The sequence below is a fragment of the Streptomyces sp. KM273126 genome (genome assembly GCF_004337435.2).
In the GTDB taxonomy this organism is placed as follows: Bacteria; Actinomycetota; Actinomycetes; order Streptomycetales; family Streptomycetaceae; genus Streptomyces; species Streptomyces acidicola.
Window position 1 is genome coordinate 584464 of record NZ_SJXB02000001.1, and the last position, 19986, is coordinate 604449.

13 protein-coding genes and 2 pseudogenes are annotated in these 19986 nt (G+C 71.4%); 7 read left to right on the forward strand and 8 right to left on the reverse strand.

What is annotated here, in order from left to right:
- Positions 1 to 314 precede the first annotated feature (314 nt).
- Positions 315 to 1118: an endonuclease I family protein gene (locus E0500_RS02430; protein ID WP_131565348.1), complete on the forward strand. Its 804-nt coding sequence runs from the start codon at positions 315 to 317 to the stop codon at positions 1116 to 1118.
- Between the two features lie 74 nt (positions 1119 to 1192).
- Here the strand turns inward: E0500_RS02430 and E0500_RS02435 are convergent, their stop codons facing one another.
- From E0500_RS02435 to E0500_RS02455, 5 genes are all read right to left on the reverse strand, one after another.
- On the reverse strand, positions 1193 to 1795 hold the full coding sequence (locus tag E0500_RS02435; RefSeq protein WP_258572594.1) for a hypothetical protein: 603 nt from the start codon (positions 1793 to 1795) through the stop codon (positions 1193 to 1195).
- Between the two features lie 139 nt (positions 1796 to 1934).
- A complete protein-coding gene (locus tag E0500_RS02440; RefSeq protein WP_131565344.1) occupies positions 1935 to 3425 on the reverse strand; it encodes an FG-GAP-like repeat-containing protein in 1491 nt (496 codons plus the stop codon).
- Positions 3426 to 3584: 159 nt separating this feature from the next.
- Positions 3585 to 5291: a thiamine pyrophosphate-binding protein gene (locus E0500_RS02445; protein ID WP_131565342.1), complete on the reverse strand. Its 1707-nt coding sequence runs from the start codon at positions 5289 to 5291 to the stop codon at positions 3585 to 3587.
- A gap of 56 nt (positions 5292 to 5347) precedes the next feature.
- Entirely contained in the window at positions 5348 to 6340 is a 993-nt protein-coding gene (gene speB, locus E0500_RS02450; RefSeq protein ID WP_131565340.1) for an agmatinase, read from the reverse strand.
- Positions 6341 to 6456: 116 nt separating this feature from the next.
- The gene (locus tag E0500_RS02455; RefSeq protein WP_131565338.1) at positions 6457 to 7926 is read right to left on the reverse strand and encodes a sodium:solute symporter; all 1470 of its coding nucleotides are present in this window, start codon (positions 7924 to 7926) and stop codon (positions 6457 to 6459) included.
- Positions 7927 to 8098: 172 nt separating this feature from the next.
- Here E0500_RS02455 and E0500_RS43475 point away from each other — a divergent pair.
- Positions 8099 to 10011: pseudogene (locus E0500_RS43475) on the forward strand (PucR family transcriptional regulator).
- A gap of 73 nt (positions 10012 to 10084) precedes the next feature.
- Entirely contained in the window at positions 10085 to 10879 is a 795-nt protein-coding gene (locus tag E0500_RS02470; protein WP_131572142.1) for a phosphatase, read from the forward strand.
- A gap of 9 nt (positions 10880 to 10888) precedes the next feature.
- On the opposite strand, the gene E0500_RS02475 is transcribed toward E0500_RS02470, so the two are convergent.
- The 3 genes and pseudogenes from E0500_RS02475 to E0500_RS02485 form a co-directional block, all read right to left on the reverse strand.
- Positions 10889 to 11755 carry an acyl-CoA thioesterase II gene (locus E0500_RS02475; RefSeq protein ID WP_131572143.1) on the reverse strand — a complete coding sequence of 289 codons (867 nt, stop codon included), beginning with the start codon at positions 11753 to 11755 and terminating at the stop codon, positions 10889 to 10891.
- 215 nt (positions 11756 to 11970) lie between these two features.
- The gene (locus E0500_RS02480) at positions 11971 to 13128 is read right to left on the reverse strand and encodes an acyl-CoA dehydrogenase family protein (protein WP_131572144.1); all 1158 of its coding nucleotides are present in this window, start codon (positions 13126 to 13128) and stop codon (positions 11971 to 11973) included.
- Positions 13129 to 13516: 388 nt separating this feature from the next.
- Positions 13517 to 14109: pseudogene (locus E0500_RS02485) on the reverse strand (TetR/AcrR family transcriptional regulator); the annotation flags it as partial.
- Positions 14110 to 14205: 96 nt separating this feature from the next.
- On the opposite strand from E0500_RS02485, the gene E0500_RS02490 reads away from it, so the two are divergent.
- From E0500_RS02490 to E0500_RS02505, 4 genes are all read left to right on the forward strand, one after another.
- The gene (locus E0500_RS02490) at positions 14206 to 15822 is read left to right on the forward strand and encodes a carboxyl transferase domain-containing protein (RefSeq protein WP_131570079.1); all 1617 of its coding nucleotides are present in this window, start codon (positions 14206 to 14208) and stop codon (positions 15820 to 15822) included.
- A 62-nt stretch (positions 15823 to 15884) separates the two neighbouring features.
- Positions 15885 to 17819, forward strand: coding sequence for an acetyl/propionyl/methylcrotonyl-CoA carboxylase subunit alpha (locus E0500_RS02495; RefSeq protein ID WP_131570101.1), 1935 nt, complete (start codon positions 15885 to 15887; stop codon positions 17817 to 17819).
- The gene (locus tag E0500_RS02500) at positions 17816 to 18811 is read left to right on the forward strand and encodes a hydroxymethylglutaryl-CoA lyase (protein ID WP_131570081.1); all 996 of its coding nucleotides are present in this window, start codon (positions 17816 to 17818) and stop codon (positions 18809 to 18811) included. The genes E0500_RS02495 and E0500_RS02500 overlap by 4 nt, the downstream gene beginning before the upstream one ends.
- A gap of 6 nt (positions 18812 to 18817) precedes the next feature.
- The gene (locus E0500_RS02505; protein ID WP_131570083.1) at positions 18818 to 19978 is read left to right on the forward strand and encodes an acyl-CoA dehydrogenase family protein; all 1161 of its coding nucleotides are present in this window, start codon (positions 18818 to 18820) and stop codon (positions 19976 to 19978) included.
- The last annotated feature ends 8 nt before the right edge of the window (positions 19979 to 19986 follow it).

Genomic DNA, 19986 nt, shown 5'->3' on the forward strand with positions numbered 1-19986 from the left:
GCCGGGTGAGCCCGGCCGCGTCCCCCGGGGAGGCCTACCGGCCGGAGTGCAACACTTCCGGAGGATGTGTTGCACTCTGCGGATCGCCCTGTCGACGGGCAGCCGCCGTGCCCGCCCGGCGCCCCGCGTCGGCGTGACCGTCGATCGCGGGCAACTCCCCCCTCATGGTGACAAGTTAGGACCCATCGCTTCATGCCCGACCCACCGGATTCCGACACACAACCGACCCCCGCCCTTCACCCTCCAACTACATGCACATGTCACCCTCCTGTCCGTCGGCCGCTCATTCAACCCGCGTAGAACGGACACCCCCTATGCCCGCCACGCACATACGCCGCCGGAGAATCCTGGCGCTGACGGCCTCGGCCCTGCTCACCGGCCTCGCTCTTCCGACGGCCACCGCCTCCCCCGCCGCCGCGACGACGACCGCGTACGACGACACGTACTACGCGAACGCGATCGGCAAGACCGGTACGGCCCTCAAGAGTTCCCTGCACACGATCATCAGCAAGCAGACGAAGATCTCGTACTCGGCGGTCTGGGACGCGCTGAAGGTCACCGACCAGGACCCGAACAACAGCAGCAACGTGAAGTTGCTCTACTCGGGCATCTCCCGCAGCAAGTCGCTGAACGGCGGCAACGTGGGCAACTGGAACCGCGAGCACGTGTGGGCGCAGTCCCACGGCGACTTCGGCACCGCCGCCGGACCCGGCACCGACCTGCACCACCTGCGCCCCGAGGACGTGCAGGTCAACTCCACCCGTGGCAACAAGGACTTCGACAACGGCGGCAGCCCCTTCACCAACAGCGGCGGCAGCCTCACCGACTCCAACTCGTTCGAGCCGCGTGACGCGGTCAAGGGCGACGTGGCCCGCATGATCCTCTACATGGCCGTCCGCTACGAGGGCGGCGACAGCTGGCCCGACCTGGAGCCCAACGACGCCGTCACCAACGGCAGCGTCCCCTTCCACGGACGCCTCTCCGTGCTGAAGCAGTGGAACGACGAGGACCCGCCGGACGCCTTCGAGGAGCGCCGCAACGAGGTCATCTACAACACCTACCAGGGCAACCGCAACCCGTTCGTCGACCACCCGGAGTGGGTGGAGGCGATCTGGTAGGCCCGTCCGGCGAACTCGGCTGAACTCCACGCCCGTTGTGCGGAGTTCAGCCGAGTACGCGGTATCGGGTCACATCAGCGGAACCAGAAGAAGATCGTGTCGGGGGTCCGCCCCATCTTCTGGGCGCTCTCCCACTCGTCGGCCTCGAACCGCATGAGTTCGGCGAACCTGGCCGCCGTCTCGCGGTAGTCGGGGCCCAGGCGGTGGAGGACGGCCTCGTACGAGCCGGCGAGTTCGGCGGCCCGCTGGGCCGGGAACGTGCCGATCTGCGGGAAGGCGTCGCCGGGGTGGGGCAGACGGAGCGGCGGGCCGCTGAACAGGAACGTGCCCGGCAGGAGGTCCACCGGCACGCCGTACCGGGCCAGTTCGTCGCCCAGGGCGAAGAACCACGAGGGCCGGCGCCACGCGCCGAGGTCGGTGGTGTCGGAGAAGTGCGATGCCACCACATGCCGGAAGGCGTACATATAGGCGGGGCACACGTTCGTCGAGACCACGCCCTCGATCAGTTCCTCCAGGGCCCGCGCCACGGAGACACTGAAGGCGATGCCTTGCTCCCGTAAGCGGAGGTCGGTCTGCATGCACTGCTCGCGTATGAGCCCGAGGCGCCGCTCCTGGTCCGCGGTCCGCTCCACCGTGGTGAGCAGCCTGACCACCTCACGCATGTCACCGGTGCTCATGTCGAGGCAGTAGCCCATGATTTCCTCCCCCTGCTTCGCCGTGCGCGATCATCGTTCCATGATCCACATGGAGTGACCGGGCATATGCACGGGGGGGGGTGCCGCGGCCCCCGCCCGAGGGGCAGGGGCCGCGGCCGGCTCAGCGCAGGCTGTACCCGAACAGCGCGCCCGTGGCGGGCGCGCTCACGTCGCCGGGGCCGAAGGCGAGGGCGGACGTCGTGGTCAGGCCGGTGGACGTGCCGCGCAGCACCCAGACCGCGCCGTTGTCGCCGTTCTCGGCGGTGGAGGCGACGGCGATGTCGCGGTGGCCGTCGCCGTTGACGTCGAGGAGCGCGGTGGTGGCACCGAACTCGTCGCCCGTCTCGGCGACTCCGGGCACCCCTTCGGTGTTCTGGTGGAAGACCTGGCTGCCGGTACCGGTGAAGCCGGAGGCGCTGCCAGGAATCAGGGCGAACGAACCGGCGTCGGTGAGACCGCTGAAGTCCTCGCCGGGGATGCCGAGCGCGATGTCGGCGTAGCCGTCGCCGTTCACGTCGTCCACGGAGACGGCGGCACCGAGGCGGTCGCCCTCCTCCTCCGCGCCGTAGAAGCCGGGCAGGCTCTGGTCGAAGGACTTCGTGTTCGCCTCGGACAGGCCGTTGGCCGAGCCGTAGGCGACACGGACCTTGTCGCTCCAGCCGTCGCCGCCGACCACGACGTCGTCGTAGCCGTCACCGTTCACGTCGCCCACGCCGGTTCCCGGGGAGTCGACGCTCGTGCCGTCGCCGGGAACCCAGGACTTGGTGAAGCCCGACGCGCCGCCCAACAGCAGCCGGCTGCCCCAGGTTCCGTCACCGGTGTAGATCCACTGGACGATGTCGTCCTTGCCGTCGCCGTTGACGTCGCCGACCTCGCCGGAGCGGATCGGCCCGGTGATGGAGTCGGGGCCGTCCTCGCAGCCGCTGCCGGTGGCGCAGGAGGCGTCGTCCTCGCCGTAGCCCCACCACTCGGACTTGTCGAGGATGTTGAGGACGGCGGCGGGTGTGCCGGTCCGTGAGATCGGGCCCTTCCACAGGGCGGCCTTGGCGCTCGGCGGGTCGTCGCCCGCGACGGTGCTGTGAGCGAACAGCGCGAGGTCGGTCTTGCCGTCCCCGTCGAAGTCACCGGCCTGCGGGGCCTGCCCGTACCCGGCCAGGTTCGTGCCGCCGGTGAGCCCGGAGGCGGACCCCCACATCACGACGGAGCCCGCCTTGCCGCCCGCGATCACCAGGTCCCCGTACCCGTCGCCATCCAGGTCGCCCTTGGTGAAGGTCAGCCCGAAGCGCTCGCCCGCGGTGGCGGAGCCGGGTATGCCGCTGGTCGAACGGCTCACGATCTTCTTGTTCGCGGTGGACAGCCCGTTGGCCGAGCCGTACATGACGGCGACGTAGCCGGCCTTCGCCTTGTCGGACACCGTGGCGTTCGGCGCCCCGATGACGAGGTCGGCGTAGCCGTCACCGTTGAAGTCGTCCTGGACGTCCACCGACGCGTCGGCGGCCTGGGCCGGGGCTCCGGTGAGGGCCCAGGCGCTGAGCCCTCCGGCGAGCAGCACCGCGGCGGCTAACGGCGAGCTCAGCCGTGCGGTACGGATCCTGCGTCCTGCTCGGGACATACAACTGCCTCTCAAACGGTCGAGTTCAAACACGGCACGCGCCGCGTGCCGCACCCCCACACAGTTCGACGAGGAAGATGCGTCTCCCGTTGTACGCCCGAATGTCATTGTTGTGTAACCAGCCGTACGCCGTATGGTGCACTCACGAACAGTCGCTGTTCACGTACCGTCCGGGCAACTGTCGCCCAGATGCGTGGGCGCGAACATCCGCAGTACCGCCGGTAGAAGCACGACCGAGGGCCCGGGTGTCGCAAAGGCCCTCGCCAGGTCGGCCTCCAGCGTCTCGGGAGACGTCCGCACCCCCGGCACGCCGAACGACTCCGCCAGCGCCACGAAGTCCGGGCGGCCCAGCTCCGTGGCCGTCGCCTCTCCGAACGCGTCGGTCATGTACTCGCGCAGGATGCCGTAGCCGCCGTCGTCGACGATCAGCCAGGTGACGTTCAGGTCGTGCTGCCGTGCCGTGGCCAGTTCGGCGATCGAGTACAGGGCCCCACCGTCGCCGGACACCGCGAGCACGGGGTGCGTCGGGTCGGCCGCCGCCGCGCCGAGGGCCGCCGGGAAGGCGTAGCCGAGGCCGCCCGCGCCCTGGGCCGAGTGCATGGTGTTCGGGAAGCGGGCGTCGAAGGCCGACCACGCCCAGTAGGACAGGATCGTCATGTCCCAGAACGAGGGCGACCGGGCGGGCAGCGCCCGGCGTACGGACGCCAACAGGTCCTGTTCCAGGGTGAGTTGCTGGGAGGCGATGCGTGCCCGCACCCGGTCGAGGACCGCCCGAACCCGGTCCGGCGCCGTCTCGTCCTCGCGCGGCTCGACCGTCTCCAGCAGCGCCTGGAGCGCGAGTCGCGCGTCCGCGTGGATGCCGAGCGCCGGGTGGTTGGCCTCCAGCTTGCCAAGGTCGGCCTCGATCTGGACGACGCGGCCCCGCGGGGTGAACGTGTGGTAGTTGGAGGACAGTTCGCCCAGGCCCGAGCCGACCACCAGGAGGACGTCCGCGTCCTCAAGGAAGTCCGTGGTGTGCCGGTCCTCCAGCCAGGACTGGAGGGAGAGGGGGTGCGTCCAGGGGAACGCGCCCTTGCCGCCGAAGGTGGTGACCACGGGGGCGTTCAGCTTCTCGGCCAGCTGCCTCAGCTTGCCCGACGCGTCCGCCCGTACGACTCCCCCGCCCGCGATGATCGCCGGGCGGGCGGCACGGGACAGCAAATGCGCCGCGACTGCCGTCAGTTCGGGACGCGGAGGCAGCTCCCGCGGTGTCGCGTCCACGCCCGTGACCACCGGAAGGAGCGTCGTGGCCAGCAGCACGTCCTGGGGGATCTCCACCCACACCGGGCCGTGCGGAGCCGTCAGCGCCGACTGCCAGGCGGCGGCGATCGCCGAGGGGATCTGGGACTGGGTGCGGACCGTGTGGACGGACTTGACGACGCCCCTGAAGGAGGCCGCCTGGTCGGGGAGTTCGTGCAGGTAGCCGTGGCGGCCGCCGCCCAGACCGGCCGTCGGGATCTGGCTGCTGATCGCGAGCACGGGCGCCGACGCGGCGGCCGCTTCCTGCAACGCCGCGAGCGACGTCAGCGCGCCCGGCCCCGTCGACAGCAGCAGCGGCGCGGCCTCGCCGGTGATCCGGCCGTACGCGTCCGCCGCGAACCCGGCGTTGTTCTCCACCCTCAGACCCACGTAGCGCAGGTCGGAGCGGCGCAGCGCGTCGAACATGCCGAGCGCGTGCTGGCCGGGCAGCCCGAAGACGGTGGTCGCACCGAGGCCCGCGAGGGTCTCCACGACCAGGTCTCCGCCGTTGCGTCCCGGAGGAGGATTCAGGGCCTCCGAGATCTGCGCCGCCGTGGGGCGGAGCTCCAGGTCGTGGTCGTGGGTCACTTCGCTGCCTTCATCGCTGCCTTCACCTTCGCTGTCTTCGCCTTCGCTGCCTTCACCTACGCTGCCTTCTCCCCGGCGATCCGGCGGGACATGATCGTCGTGAGTTCGTACGCCGTGTGCGAGGCCGCCACCGACGTGATCTCGGCGTGATCGTACGCGGGCGCCACCTCGACGACGTCGGCGGAGACCAGGTTGCAGGACGCCAGTCCGCGCAGGATCTCCAGGAGCTCCCGGGAGGTCATGCCTCCCGCCTCGGGCGTGCCGGTACCGGGCGCGTGGGCCGGGTCGAGGCAGTCGATGTCGACGGAGATGTAGAGCGGGCGGTCGCCGATGCGCTGCCGGAGCTGGTCGGCCACCTCGTCGACACCGCGGCGCATCACGTCCACCGACGTCACGATGCCGAAGCCCATTTTGGCGTCGTCGTCCAGGTCCTGCTTGCCGTACAGCGGCCCGCGCGTGCCCACGTGCGAGAGCGCCTCGGTGTCGAGGATGCCCTCCTCCACCGCACGCCGGAAGGGCGTCCCATGCGTGTACTCGGCGCCGAAGTACGTGTCCCAGGTGTCGAGGTGGGCGTCGAAGTGGAGCAGCGCCACCGGGCCGTGCTTCTTCGCCACCGAGCGCAGCAGCGGCAGCGCGATGGTGTGGTCGCCGCCAAGCGTCATCAGGCGCGCGCCCGTGCCGAGCAGTTCGTCGGCCGCCGCCTCGACGGTCTCCACGGCCTCGTTGATGTCGAAGGGGTTCACGGCGATGTCGCCGCCGTCCGCCACCTGCGCCAGTGCGAACGGGGAGGCGTCCTGCGCCGGGTTGTAGGGGCGCAGCAGCCGGGACGCCTCGCGGATCGCGTTGCCGCCGAAGCGGGCGCCCGGCCGGTACGAGACGCCCGAGTCGAACGGCACGCCCACGACGGCGACGTCGGCCCGTCCGCCGACCTCGTCGAGCCGGGGCAGGCGGGCGAAGGTCGCGGGCCCCGCGTACCGCGGGATGCGGGACGAGTCGACGGGGCCGCGGGGGTGGCTGCCGCCGGCTGCCGGGTTCTCGGTGCTGCTCATTGCGGGGGTTCTCCAAGGGTGCGGGTGCGGGTGCGGGTGCCAGTGGGGGCCAGTGCCAGTGGGGGCGGGTGCGCGTAGTCCTACGCGTCGCACTACGCGTCGCACTGCGCGTCGTATTACGCGCTGACGGCCGTCGGTTCCGGGGCGGCGCTCTCGCCACGGCCGGCCAGCCGGTCACGCCACGCCGCCAGTACGGCGGCGTCGGTGGCGGGGGTGAGCAGGGAGACGATCAGGTACGCGGCCAGCGAGGACAGCAGCCCGTAGTAGACGGGCTCGTTGGCGAGGATTCCGTACGTCGCCATCAGGGCGATCACGGCGAGACCGCCGGCCACGACGGAGGCGAGGGCGCCGTACACAGTGCCGCGCCTCCACAGCAGGCCGCCGAGGATGGGGACGAGGAGCCCGCCGACGAGGAGGTTGTACGCCACGGTCAGCGCCTCGACCACGTTGTCGATCGCGACGGCCGTACCGATCACCGCGACGCCCATGACGAGGATGAAGGCGCGGTTGCCCCTGACTTCGTCGTGCGCGTCCCGGCCGTCTGCGCGGCGGACGGCTCCGCGCAGCCGGGACCAGATGTCGTTGTTGGCGACGGTCGCGCAGGCGATGAGGGCGCCCGAGGAGGTCGACATCACGGCGGCGAGGGCGGCGGCGAGCACCAGCCCCCGTACGCCGACGGGGAGTTCGTCCTTGACGATGGTCGCGAAGGCGTCGTCCGCGCTGCCCAGGTTCGGGTACAGCACCTTGGCCGCCGTACCGATGACGGCTCCGGCGAGGGCGTACGCCAGGCAGTACGTGCCCGCGACCGTGCCGCCCCACTTGGCGGTCCTGTCACTGCGCGCGGTGAACACGCGCTGCCAGATGTCCTGCCCGATGAGCATGCCGAACGTATAGATCAGGACGTAGGTGAAGATGGTCTCGCCGCCGATGCCCAGCGGGGCGAAGTAGTCGGCCGGCAGCTGGGCCTTCATCTCGCTGAAGCCGCCCGCCTTGACGACGGCTATGGGCAGCAGCAGAAGCAGCACGCCGATGGTCTTCACGACGAACTGCACCATGTCGGTGAGGGTGATCGACCACATGCCGCCGAGGGTCGAGTACGCGACGACGATCGAGCCGCCGAGGACGATCGCGACCGTGCGGTTCAGGTCGAAGAGGACGTCGAAGATCGTGGCGTACGCGATGGTCGAGGTGACCGCGAGCATCAGGGTGTACGCCCACATGACCACGCCGGAGATCACTCCGGCCCGGCCGCCGCCGTAGCGCAGGTCGAGCATCTCGGAGACGGTGTAGACCTTGAGGCGGGCGATGCGGGCGGAGAAGAAGACGCTCAGCGCGAGCAGTCCGAGGCCGATGGTGAACACCATCCAGGCCCCGGAGAGCCCGTACCGGTAGCCGAGCCCGACCCCACCGATGGTGGAGGCTCCGCCGAGGACGATGGCGGCCATGGTCCCGGAGTACATGGCGGGCCCGAGGCGGCGCCCGGCGACGAGGAACTCGCTCTTGGACCGGGCACGGCGCATGCCCCACCAGCCCATGGCCAGCATGCCGGCCAGATAGACGACGATCACGGCGTAGTCGACGACCATACGGGGATCTCCTTCGCGCACCTCGGTGGCGTGTCGTGCAGGGGGGAGCGGGGACGGCCGGTGGCGGACCGCGGGGACATCCGCCCGTACCCGCGGCTACCGGTCGGCACTGACACTAGGTGGCCGGAAAGCAACGCTGAAGTGTACGTTTCCTCCATTCCGCGCCCAGCAGATGGAGGAAACGTCCACCATGCCGGACCAGTCCGTCCCAGCGGTACCTCCCACTCCGCCTGTCCCCCTCTCGGCGCTCCTGGCCCGTGAGGACCTCGCCCTGCGCCTGATCGCGGGCCCGCCGGACACCGGCACGGTGATCCACTGGGCGCACACGTCGGAGATGGCGGACCCGTACCCGTATCTGCTGGGTGGCGAGCTGCTGCTGACGGCCGGGGTGCACATCCCGGACGCGGCGGGCTCGGGCACCTACTTCGACGACTATGTGTCCCGGATCGTGGCGGCGGGTGGTGCCGCGCTGGGCTTCGGCGTCGCGCCCGTGCACGACACGGTGCCGCGCGCGCTCGTCGCGGCCTGCGACAGCTACGAGCTGCCGCTCGTCGAGGTCCCGCCCCGGACCACCTTCTCGGCCGTCGCCCGCGCCGTCTGGCAGCTGATGGCCCAGGCGCGGCACGCTGAGCTGCGCCGCGTGTCGGACGCCCAGCAGAGCCTGGCCACGGCGGCGTCCCGCCCGGACCCGGTACCGGCGGTCCTGCGGCAACTGGCCCAGCGGGTGGGCGGCTGGGCGGCGCTGTACGGGCCGGAGGGTGTGGAACTCGCGACGGCGGGCCGGACGCCGGGCAACGCGGCGCGCACGGCGCTGAACGAGCTGGCGGGTGTCGTACGGCCGGGCCCCTCGTCGCCCGGACCGGCGGCGCCCACCGGGGCCGAGGCCGGGACCAAGACCGGGGCCGGGACCGGGACCAGGACCGGGGCCGGGACCAGGACCGGGGCCGGGACCAAGACCGGGGCCGGGACCGGGACCAGGACCGGGGCCGGGACCAGGACCGGGGCCGGGACCAAGACCGGGGCCGGGACCGGGACCAGGACCGGGGCCGGGACCAGGACCAGGGCCGGGGCCGGGGCCGGGGCCGGGACCAGGACCAGGGCCGGGGCCGGGGCCGGGCCGGGACCAGGACCAGGGCCGGGGCCGGGGCCGGGGCCGGGGCCGGGGCCGACCGGACGGCGCCGCCGGCCACCGGCTGTCCCGTTCCTCCCGCCGCCTCCACCACGCGTCTCGCCCCCTCGCCCTCGCTCTCCCCTTCGCCCTCCTCAGCCAGCGACACCCTCGCTGGCACCCATCTCGCGGCCTACGCCCTGGGCTCGGGTCAGGGCTTCGTGCTCGGGGTGGCGGCGCCCCGGCGGGACCCCGGCGACCACACCATCGTCTCGGTCGCCGCCGTGCTCCTCTCCCTCCTCACCGGCGAGCACCACAGCGGCGCGGGCGCGGCCCGCTCCTCGGCGCTGGTGCGGCTGTTGCTGGGAGCCGCGCCGGAGGCGGTCGCACCGCTGCTCGGAGCCGAGCGGTGGGTCGTCGTGCACGCCTGCCCGGACGCGCACGCTCCCGACGCCATGGCGGCCTCCGCGCTCGGTGCCGCCCTCGGCTCACCACTGGTCGACCTGGCACACGACGTCGTACGCGTCCTCGTCCCGGCCGACCGCGAAACGCCCCCGCAGCCGGGCTGGACCTTCGGGGTCAGCGCGCCCGCCGATCCCCGCGAGTGGGCCCTGGCCGACACCCAGGCCGCCCGCGCACTGGCCCGTGCCCGTGCCACCCGCACTCCGCTGGTCCACCACGCGGCGCGCCCCGCCCTCGCCGACCTCGTCCCCGCCGAGGACGCGGTCTCCCACGCCCGCGCCCTCCTCGCGCCCGTCGCCGGTACGCCCGCCCTCACGGAGACCCTGCGTACCTGGCTCTCGCTGCACGGCAGTTGGGACCGTACGGCGGTGGCACTGTCCGTCCACCGCAACACCGTCCGCCAACGCGTGGCGCGTTGCGCGGCGCTGCTCGCAGCCGATCTCGACGACCCCGACGTACGCATGGAGTTGTGGTTCGCACTACGGCAGCACCAACCGGCCCGTCAAGATCAGTGAACACCAAGTGACCCGCGTCCCAGCGTTCGGGACGCCGGGGTCAGGCGCAGTCGTCTGCCTCACAATGGGAGCCATGCCGATATCCGGGACCCCCAGCCGCGCCGAACTCGTCGACCACCTTGTCCGGACGCGTATCGCGGGCGACGTCGCCACGCCCCGCGAGAACAACCTCTCCCACTACCGCAAGCTGGCCAACGGCAACCGCCACTACTGGCTGGGCCTGGAACTCGGCGACCGCTGGACCGACGAGCAGGACGTCCTCGCGGTGATGGCGGAGCGCGTCGGAGTGAACGACGACGCGGAGCACCGCTACGGGCAGGACACCATCGACCCCGAGCTGACAGTGGCCGCCCTGGAGCGCATGGCGGCGCGGCTGCGCAAGGCCGCGGACAGCGAGCAGCGCGTCCTGTTCGCCACCGGCCACCCGGGCGGCCTGCTCGACGTGCACCGCGCCACGGCCGCCGCACTGCGCGCCGCGGGCTGCGAGATCGTGGTGATCCCGGACGGTCTGCAGACGGAGGAGGGGTACGTGATGCAGTTCGCCGACGTGGCCGTCCTCGAACACAGCGCCACCCTCTGGCACACCCACTCCGGCGAGCCGATGAAGGCCATCCTCACCGGCCTGGAGCAGGAGGGCCTCCCGCTGCCCGACCTGGTGGTCGCCGACCACGGCTGGGCCGGCTACGCGGGACAGCACGGCGTCGACTCCGTCGGCTACGCGGACTGCAACGACCCGGCCCTCTTCCTCGCCGAGTCCGAGGGCACCGTCCAGGTCGTGGTCCCCCTGGACGACCACGTGGTGAGCCCGCGCCACTACGACCCGATGACGGCGTACCTGCTGGACCAGGCGGGTCTCATCGAGGAGTAGCCCCCGGGCTCACCTCGGAACCCGTACGACCCCCTCCTGGATCACCGTGATCGCCAGCTGCCCGTCCTGGGTGTAGATACGGCCCTGGCCGAGGCCGCGCCCGCCGGACGAGGACGGCGACTCCTGGTCGTACAGGAGCCATTCATCGGCCCGGAACGGCCGGTGGAACCACATCGCGTGGTCGAGCGAGGCCCCGACGACGTCCCCGACCGCCCAGCCGCCGCGCCCGTGCGCGAGCAGGATGGAGTCCAGGAGCGTCATGTCGGAGACGTAGGTGGCGAGGACGACGTGCAGGAGGGGGTCGTCGTCGAGCTTGCCGTTGGCGCGGAACCACACCTGGGAGCGCGGTTCGCGCGGCCGGCCGTACCGGCCGTAGGGCGGGTCGTCGACATAGCGCAGGTCGACGGCGGCCCGCTCCTCCAGGAGTTTGTCGACGACCGCGGGGTCGAGACCGTACGCGGGCAGCCGCTCCTCGGCGGCGGGCAGGGTCTCCGGATCGGGCGCGGGCGGCATCGGCGCCTGGTGGTCGAGCCCTTCCTCGTACCGCTGGAAGGACGCCGAGAGGGCGAAGATCGGCTGCCCGTGCTGGACCGCAACGACGCGGCGCGTGGTGAAGGAGCGGCCGTCGTTCATGCGGTCGACGGTGTAGACGATGGGCGCGCCGGCGTCGCCGATGCGCAGGAAGTACGCGTGGAGGGAGTGGGCGAGACGGTCCTCGGGGACCGTCCGCCCGGCGGCGACGAGCGCCTGGGCCGCGACCTGCCCGCCGAAGACGCGGGGGACGACGCCGGGCCGGGACTGGCCGCGGAAGATGTTCTCCTCGATCTGCTCAAGGTCGAGCAGATCGAGGAGAGACTGCAGTGGTGCCTGACTCATGCCGTGAGTCTGCCAGCCCCGTGTTACGGCAGGCCGCGCACTGTTACCCACGAGTAGACATTGGTTGAACATCACACGGGACGGACGAGGCGGCGGACCCGGGTAGCCGCGCGTGAACACCAGTGAACCCGGCGGACCCGGCGGACCCGGTGGACGCGGTGGACCCGGCCGACGCGGTGGTCGCAGTGGGCGCGGTGGACGCGGCCTGGCCGGCGCTAAAGACCCATGTCCTTCGCGATGATCGTCTTCATGATCTCGCTGGTGCCGCCGTAGATGCGGTTGACGCGGTTGTCCGCGTACAGGCGGGCGATCGGGTACTCGTTCATGAAGCCGTATCCACCGTGCAGCTGGAGGCAGCGGTCGATGACGCGGTGGGCGACCTCGGTGGAGAACAGCTTGGCGCTCGCGGCCTCGGCGGGGGTGAGCTCACCGGCGTCCAGGGCCTCCAGGGCCCGGTCGACCACGGCTTCCGCCGCGTCCACCTCGGCCTGGCACGCGGCCAGTTCGAACTTGGTGTTCTGGAAGTGGGCGACCGGCTTGCCGAAGACGACGCGGTCCTTCACGTACTCCTTGGCGAACCGGACGGCCGCCTTGGCCTGCGCGTACGCGCCGAAGGCGATGCCCCAGCGCTCGGAGGCCAGGTTGTGGCCGAGGTAGTGGAAGCCCTTGTTCTCCTCTCCGAGGAGATCCTCGGCGGGCACCTTGACGTCGACGAAGGCCAGCTCGGCCGTGTCGGAGGTCTTCAGCCCCAGCTTGTCGAGCTTCCGTCCGACGGAGTAGCCCTCGGACTTGGTGTCCACGGCGAACAGGGAGATGCCGTGACGGCGGTCCTCGGCGCTCGGGGCGGAGGTCCGGGCGCAGACGATCACGCGGTCGGCGTGCACACCACCGGTGATGAAGGTCTTGGCCCCGTTGAGGACGTAGTGCGTCCCGTCCTCGCTGAGCTTGGCCGTGGTCTTCATGCCCGCGAGGTCGGAGCCGGTGCCCGGCTCGGTCATCGCGATGGCCCACATCTCCTCGCCGGTGACGAACTTCGGCAGATAGCGCTTCTTCTGCTCGTCGGTGGCGAGCATCTTGATGTACGGCAGGCCAAGCAGCACGTGCACACCGGAACCGCCGAAGGTGACGCCCGCGCGGGCGGTCTCCTCGTACACCACGGCCTCGAACTTGTACGAGTCCATGCCCGCGCCGCCGTACTCCTCGTCGACGCGGATACCGAAGACGCCGAGGTCGGCGAGCTTGTAGTAGAAGTCGCGCGGCGCCTGGCCGGCGGCGAGCCACTCGTCGTAGACGGGGACGACCTCGGCCTCGATGAAGGCCCGAAGGGTCTCCCGGAACGCCTCGTGGTCCTCGTTGAACACCGTACGGCGCACGCCGCCACCTCCACCTGCGTACGTTTGGGCTTACCTAAGCGCTTGCTCAGAGCACCGTACCGGCGAGTACGAACACGAGTCCAGACCGCCCAGGTAGTAACGCTCATCACGGGGAGCAGCACCTGGCGGTTGTCGTTCTTGAGGGGCGCGGGGAACTCCTAAGGGGCGCGGGGAACTGCGCGACCAGCCCCCACCCAGCCGCACACAGCCCATCCACCCCAGACACACACCCCCACGGGGGCATGGGGCGGAGCCCCGGGATGGGACGGGTAGGGCGGCGGGGGCGAGAAAGAAACCAGCCGCACCCGATACCGCACGCCAACCCACCCCCACACCTCAGCCCGCCGCAGGCGAACCCACCGCCCCACCGCTCAGCCGGCCGCAGGCGCCCCCGCCGCCCCGAACGCCCCCGAGCCATCCGATGCAGCAACGCCGCCGTGTCCCCCCGCCCGGGAAGGGACCCCGGTCGCCCCAGATGCGGAGTCGAGTTCAGCAGCCCGAACACCGAGTGCACCGCCGAGCGAGCGGCAGGCTCGGCCAACGCGGGGTACACCTCCCGCACCACCTCCACCCACAGCTCGACGTACTGCCGCTGAAGCTGCCGGACGAGCTTGCGGTCGCTGTCCCGGAGGCGGTCCAGCTCACGATCGTGCAGGGTGATGAGGGGACGGTCGTCGAGCGCGAAGTCGATGTGCCCCTCGATGAGCGAGTCGAGGACCGCCTCCGCACCCTCCGCACCCCCCGCCGCCTCCGCCACCCGCCGCTTCCCCCGGTCAGCAACTGCCCGCTGATGCCCACCAGAAGCTCCGCGAGCATCGCGTCCTTGCCCGGGAAGTGCCGGTAGAGACCGGGGCCGCTGATCCCGACGGCGGCCCCTATCTCGTCGACGCCGACGCCGTGGAACCCGCGTTCGGCGAAGAGCCGGGCGGCCTCCTTGAGGATCTGCTCGCGGCGGGTGGGGGCGTCGGTTCTCGTGGCCATGGGAACGATTCTAGACAGGGAGGTTAGCGGTCGTTAACCTGAAGGAAACGCGTTAACGCTCATTAACAGTCAACCACTGGGCGAGGGGACCGCAGGATGGAGCAGGCACCGGAGCTGACGACCGCGGCGGACCCCGCGTCGGAGGCCTGGCGGGCCAACGAGGCGGCGCACCGCGCGCTGGGCGACGAGCTGCGCGCCAAGCTGTCGGCCGCCCGGCTCGGCGGCGGGGAGAAGGCGCGCGCCCGCCACACCGCGCGCGGAAAGCTGCTGCCACGCGACCGCGTCGACACGCTCCTCGACCCCGGCTCGCCCTTCCTGGAGCTGGCCCCGCTGGCGGCCGACGGGATGTACGACGGGCAGGCCCCGGCCGCCGGAGTCATCGCCGGAATCGGGCGCGTCAGCGGGCGTGAGTGCGTGATCGTCGCCAATGACGCCACGGTCAAGGGCGGCACGTACTACCCGATGACAGTGAAGAAGCACCTGCGCGCGCAGGAGGTGGCGCTGGAGAACCGCCTCCCCTGCGTCTACCTCGTCGACTCCGGCGGCGCCTTCCTCCCCATGCAGGACGAGGTCTTCCCCGACCGCGAGCACTTCGGGCGGATCTTCTACAACCAGGCCCGAATGTCGGGCGCCGGGATTCCGCAGATCGCCGCCGTCCTCGGTTCCTGCACGGCGGGCGGCGCGTATGTGCCCGCGATGAGCGACGAGGCCGTGATCGTGCGCGGTCAGGGCACGATCTTCCTCGGCGGCCCGCCCCTGGTGAAGGCCGCGACCGGCGAGGTCGTGACCGCCGAGGAGCTGGGCGGCGGCGAGGTCCACGCGCGCGTGTCGGGTGTCACGGACCACCTCGCGGAGGACGACGCGCACGCGCTGCGCATCGTGCGCACGATCGTCTCCACCCTCCCCGCGCGCGGGCCGCTGCCCTGGTCGGTCGAGCCGGCCGTCGAGCCGAAGGCGGACCCGTACGGGCTCTACGGCGCGGTCCCGGTCGACTCCCGCACCCCGTACGACGTACGCGAGGTCATCGCGCGCGTGGTGGACGGCTCGCGGTTCGCCGAGTTCAAGTCCGAGTTCGGGCAGACCCTGGTCACCGGCTTCGCCCGCATCCACGGCCACCCGGTGGGGATCGTCGCCAACAACGGCATCCTCTTCTCCGAGTCGGCCCAGAAGGGCGCCCACTTCATCGAGCTGTGCGACCAGCGCGGCATCCCGCTGGTGTTCCTCCAGAACATCTCCGGGTTCATGGTCGGACGGGACTACGAGGCCGGCGGCATCGCCAAGCACGGCGCCAAGATGGTGACGGCGGTGGCCTGCACACGCGTACCGAAGCTCACGGTGGTCATCGGCGGCTCGTACGGCGCGGGCAACTACTCGATGTGCGGCCGGGCGTATTCACCGCGGTTCCTGTGGATGTGGCCGGGCGCCAAGATCTCGGTCATGGGCGGCGAGCAGGCGGCCTCGGTCCTCGCCACCGTCAAGCGCGACCAGTTGGAGGCGCGCGGAGAGGACTGGCCGGCGGCGGACGAGGAGGCCTTCAAGGCCCCGATCCGCGACCAGTACGAGCGCCAGGGGAACGCCTACTACGCGACGGCCCGCCTCTGGGACGACGGCGTGATCGACCCGATGGAGACCCGGCAGGTGCTGGGCCTGGCCCTGACGGCGTGCGCCAACGCGCCCCTGGGTGAGCCCCGGTTCGGCGTCTTCCGGATGTGAGGGGGACTTCAGAGATGCCACAGACGCCACAGACGCCAGAGACGCCAGAGATGCCTCAGACGATGTTCGAGACGGTCCTCGTGGCCAACCGCGGCGAGATCGCCGTACGCGTCATCCGCACCCTGCGCGCGCTCGGTGTGCGCTCGGTGGCCGTCTTCTCCGACGCCGACGCGGACGCCCGGCACGTACGGGAGGCCGACACGGCGGTACGGATCGGCCCGGCGCCGGCCGCCGAGAGCTATCTGTCCGCGCCGCGGCTGCTGGAGGCAGCAGCGGCGACGGGCGCCCACGCGATCCACCCCGGGTACGGCTTCCTCGCGGAGAACGCGGACTTCGCGCGCGCGTGCACCGAGGCCGGGCTGGTGTTCATCGGGCCGCCCGCGGGCGCGATCTCCCTCATGGGCGACAAGATCCGCGCCAAGGAGACGGTGCGGGCGGCCGGGGTGCCGGTCGTCCCCGGGTCGAGCGGCAGCGGACTCACGGACGCGGAACTGGCGGACGCCGCCCGGGAGATCGGCATGCCGGTGCTGCTGAAGCCGAGCGCGGGCGGGGGCGGCAAGGGCATGCGCCTGGTCCGCGACGCCGCCGTACTGGCCGACGAGATCGCCGCCGCCCGCCGTGAGGCCCGCGCCTCCTTCGGCGACGACACCCTCCTCGTCGAGCGCTGGATCGACCGTCCCCGGCACATCGAGATCCAGGTCCTGGCGGACGCCCACGGCAACGTCGTCCACCTCGGCGAGCGCGAGTGCTCCCTCCAGCGCCGTCACCAGAAGATCATCGAGGAGGCGCCCAGCGTGCTCCTCGACTCCGCGACCCGCGCGGCCATGGGCGAGGCGGCGGTGCAGGCGGCCCGCTCCTGCGGCTACCGGGGCGCGGGCACGGTGGAGTTCATCGTGCCCGGCGGCGACCCTTCCTCGTACTACTTCATGGAGATGAACACCCGCCTCCAGGTCGAGCACCCGGTGACCGAGCTCGTGACCGGCCTCGACCTGGTCGAGTGGCAGCTGCGGGTGGCGGCGGGCGAGAAGCTCCCCTTCGCCCAGGACGACATCACGCTCACGGGACACGCGATCGAGGCCCGCCTGTGCGCGGAAGACCCCGCGCGCGGGTTCCTGCCGTCGGGCGGAACGGTGCTGTCGTTGCACGAGCCCCAGGGTGACGGTGTCCGCACCGACTCGGGGCTCTCCGAGGGCACCGAGGTCGGCAGCCTGTACGACCCGATGCTCGCCAAGGTCATCGCCCACGGCCCCGACCGCGCGACCGCCCTGCGGAAGCTGCGCGCCGCCCTCGCGGACACGGTCACCCTGGGCGTGCAGACCAACGCCGGGTTCCTGCGCCGGCTGCTGGCCCATCCGGCGGTGGTCGCGGGCGAACTGGACACCGGGCTCGTGGAGCGGGAGGTCGAGGGGCTCGTCCCGGGTGAGGTGCCCGTGGAGGTGTACGAGGCGGCGGCGGCCGTACGGCTGGACGCGCTGAAGCCCCGCGGCGAGGGCTGGACGGACCCCTTCTCCGTACCGAGCGGCTGGCGCCTCGGCGGGGAGCCCCAGCCCGTGACCTTCCACCTGCGGGCCCTCGGCGACCCCGTGGCGTACACCCCGCGCGGCACGCACACCGTCACCGACGACCAGGTGTCCGTGACCCTCGACGGCGTCCGCCACACCTTCCACCGCGCCGTCGACTGGCTGGGCCGCGACGGTGACGCGTGGCACGTACGGGACCACGACCCGGTGGCCGCCTCGCTGACCGGGGCCCACGCGGGCGGCGTCGACTCGCTCACCGCCCCCATGCCCGGCACGGTGACCGTCGTGAAGGTGGCCGTGGGCGACGAGGTGACCGCAGGTCAGAGCCTGCTGGTCGTCGAGGCGATGAAGATGGAGCACGTCATTTCCGCACCGCACGCCGGCACGGTCGCCGAACTGGACGTCTCGCCGGGCACGACGGTCGCCATGGACCAGGTGCTGGCCGTGATCGAGCCGCACGAGGAGGTGACGGAATGACCGCCGAGGGACTGGGACTCCCCATGGCCGTACCGGCCATGGATCTGCCCGCCCGCGTCACGATCCACGAGGTCGGCGCGCGGGACGGCCTGCAGAACGAGAAGGCGACCGTGCCGACGCCGGTCAAGGCGGAGTTCATCCGCCGGCTGGCCGACGCGGGCCTGACCACGATCGAGGCCACCAGCTTCGTCCACCCGAAGTGGGTGCCCCAACTGGCGGACGCGGAGCAGCTGTTCCCGCTCGTGAGCGACCTCCCGGTGGCCCTCCCTGTCCTCGTGCCGAACCAACGCGGACTGGACCGTGCCCTGGCGCTCGGCGCGAGGCGTGTCGCGGTCTTCGCCAGCGCCACTGAGTCCTTCGCGAAGGCCAACCTGAACCGGACGGTGGACGAGGCACTGGCCATGTTCGAGCCGGTGGTGCGGCGCGCGAAGGACGAGCGGATGCATGTGCGCGGCTATCTGTCGATGTGCTTCGGCGACCCCTGGGAGGGCCCGGTCCCCGTCCACCAGGTCGTATGGGTGTCGAAGGCCCTGATGGACCTGGGCTGCGACGAGCTGAGCCTCGGCGACACGATCGGCGTGGCCACACCGGGCCACGTCCTGGACCTGCTGTCCGAGCTGAACGAGGAGGGCGTGCCGACCTCGGCGATCGGCGTGCACTTCCACGACACGTACGGCCAGGCGCTCGCCAACACCCTGGCGGCGCTCCAGCACGGCGTGACCACCATCGACGCGTCGGCGGGCGGCCTCGGCGGCTGCCCGTACGCGAAGTCCGCCACCGGCAACCTCGCCACCGAGGACCTCGTGTGGATGCTGCGGGGCCTCGGCATCGACACGGGCGTCGACCTCGGCCGTCTCACCGCCACCAGCGCCTGGATGGCCGACCAGTTGGGCCGACCCAGCCCTTCCCGCACGGTACGAGCCCTCTCCCACAAGGACTCCGACACCTCGGAAACCTCCGAAACCCCCGAAGACTCCCACAAGGAGCGGTGACGACCGATGGACCACAAGCTCTCCCCGGAACTGGAAGAACTCCGCCGCACGGTCGAGGAGTTCGCGCACGACGTCGTCGCCCCCAAGATCGGCGACTTCTACGAGCGCCATGAGTTCCCGTACGAGATCGTGCGCGAGATGGGCCGCATGGGGCTCTTCGGGCTGCCGTTCCCGGAGGAGTACGGCGGCATGGGCGGCGACTACCTGGCGCTGGGCCTCGCGCTGGAGGAGCTGGCACGGGTGGACTCGTCGGTGGCGATCACGCTGGAAGCGGGCGTGTCCCTGGGCGCGATGCCCATCCACCTCTTCGGCACCGAGGCCCAGAAACAGGAGTGGCTCCCCCGCCTGTGCTCGGGCGAGATCCTGGGCGCCTTCGGCCTCACCGAACCCGACGGCGGCTCCGACGCGGGCGCCACTCGCACCACGGCCCGCCTGGACGAGTCGACGAACGAATGGGTGATCAACGGCACGAAGTGCTTCATCACCAACTCGGGCACGGACATCACGGGCCTGGTCACGGTGACGGCGGTGACGGGCCGCAAGCCGGACGGCAGGCCCCTGATCTCCTCGATCATCGTCCCGTCCGGCACACCGGGCTTCACGGTCGCGGCACCGTACTCGAAGGTCGGCTGGAACGCCTCGGACACCCGCGAGCTGTCCTTCGCGGACGTACGGGTCCCGGCGGAGAACCTCCTCGGCGAACTCGGCCGGGGCTACGCCCAGTTCCTGCGCATCCTCGACGAGGGCCGCATCGCGATCTCGGCCCTCGCGACAGGGCTGGCGCAGGGCTGCGTGGACGAGTCGGTGAAGTACGCGAAGGAGCGCCAGGCCTTCGGCCGTCCCATCGGGGCCAACCAGGCCATCCAGTTCAAGATCGCCGACATGGAGATGAAGGCCCACACGGCCCGCCTGGCCTGGCGCGACGCGGCCTCGCGCCTGATCACCGGGGAACCCTTCAAGAAGGAGGCCGCCCTGGCCAAGCTCTACTCGTCGACGATCGCCGTGGACAACGCCCGCGACGCCACCCAGATCCACGGCGGCTACGGCTTCATGAACGAGTACCCGGTCGCCCGCATGTGGCGCGACTCCAAGATCCTGGAGATCGGCGAGGGCACGAGCGAGGTTCAGCGGATGCTGATCGCCAGGGAGTTGGGGCTGACGGGCTGATCCTCGGC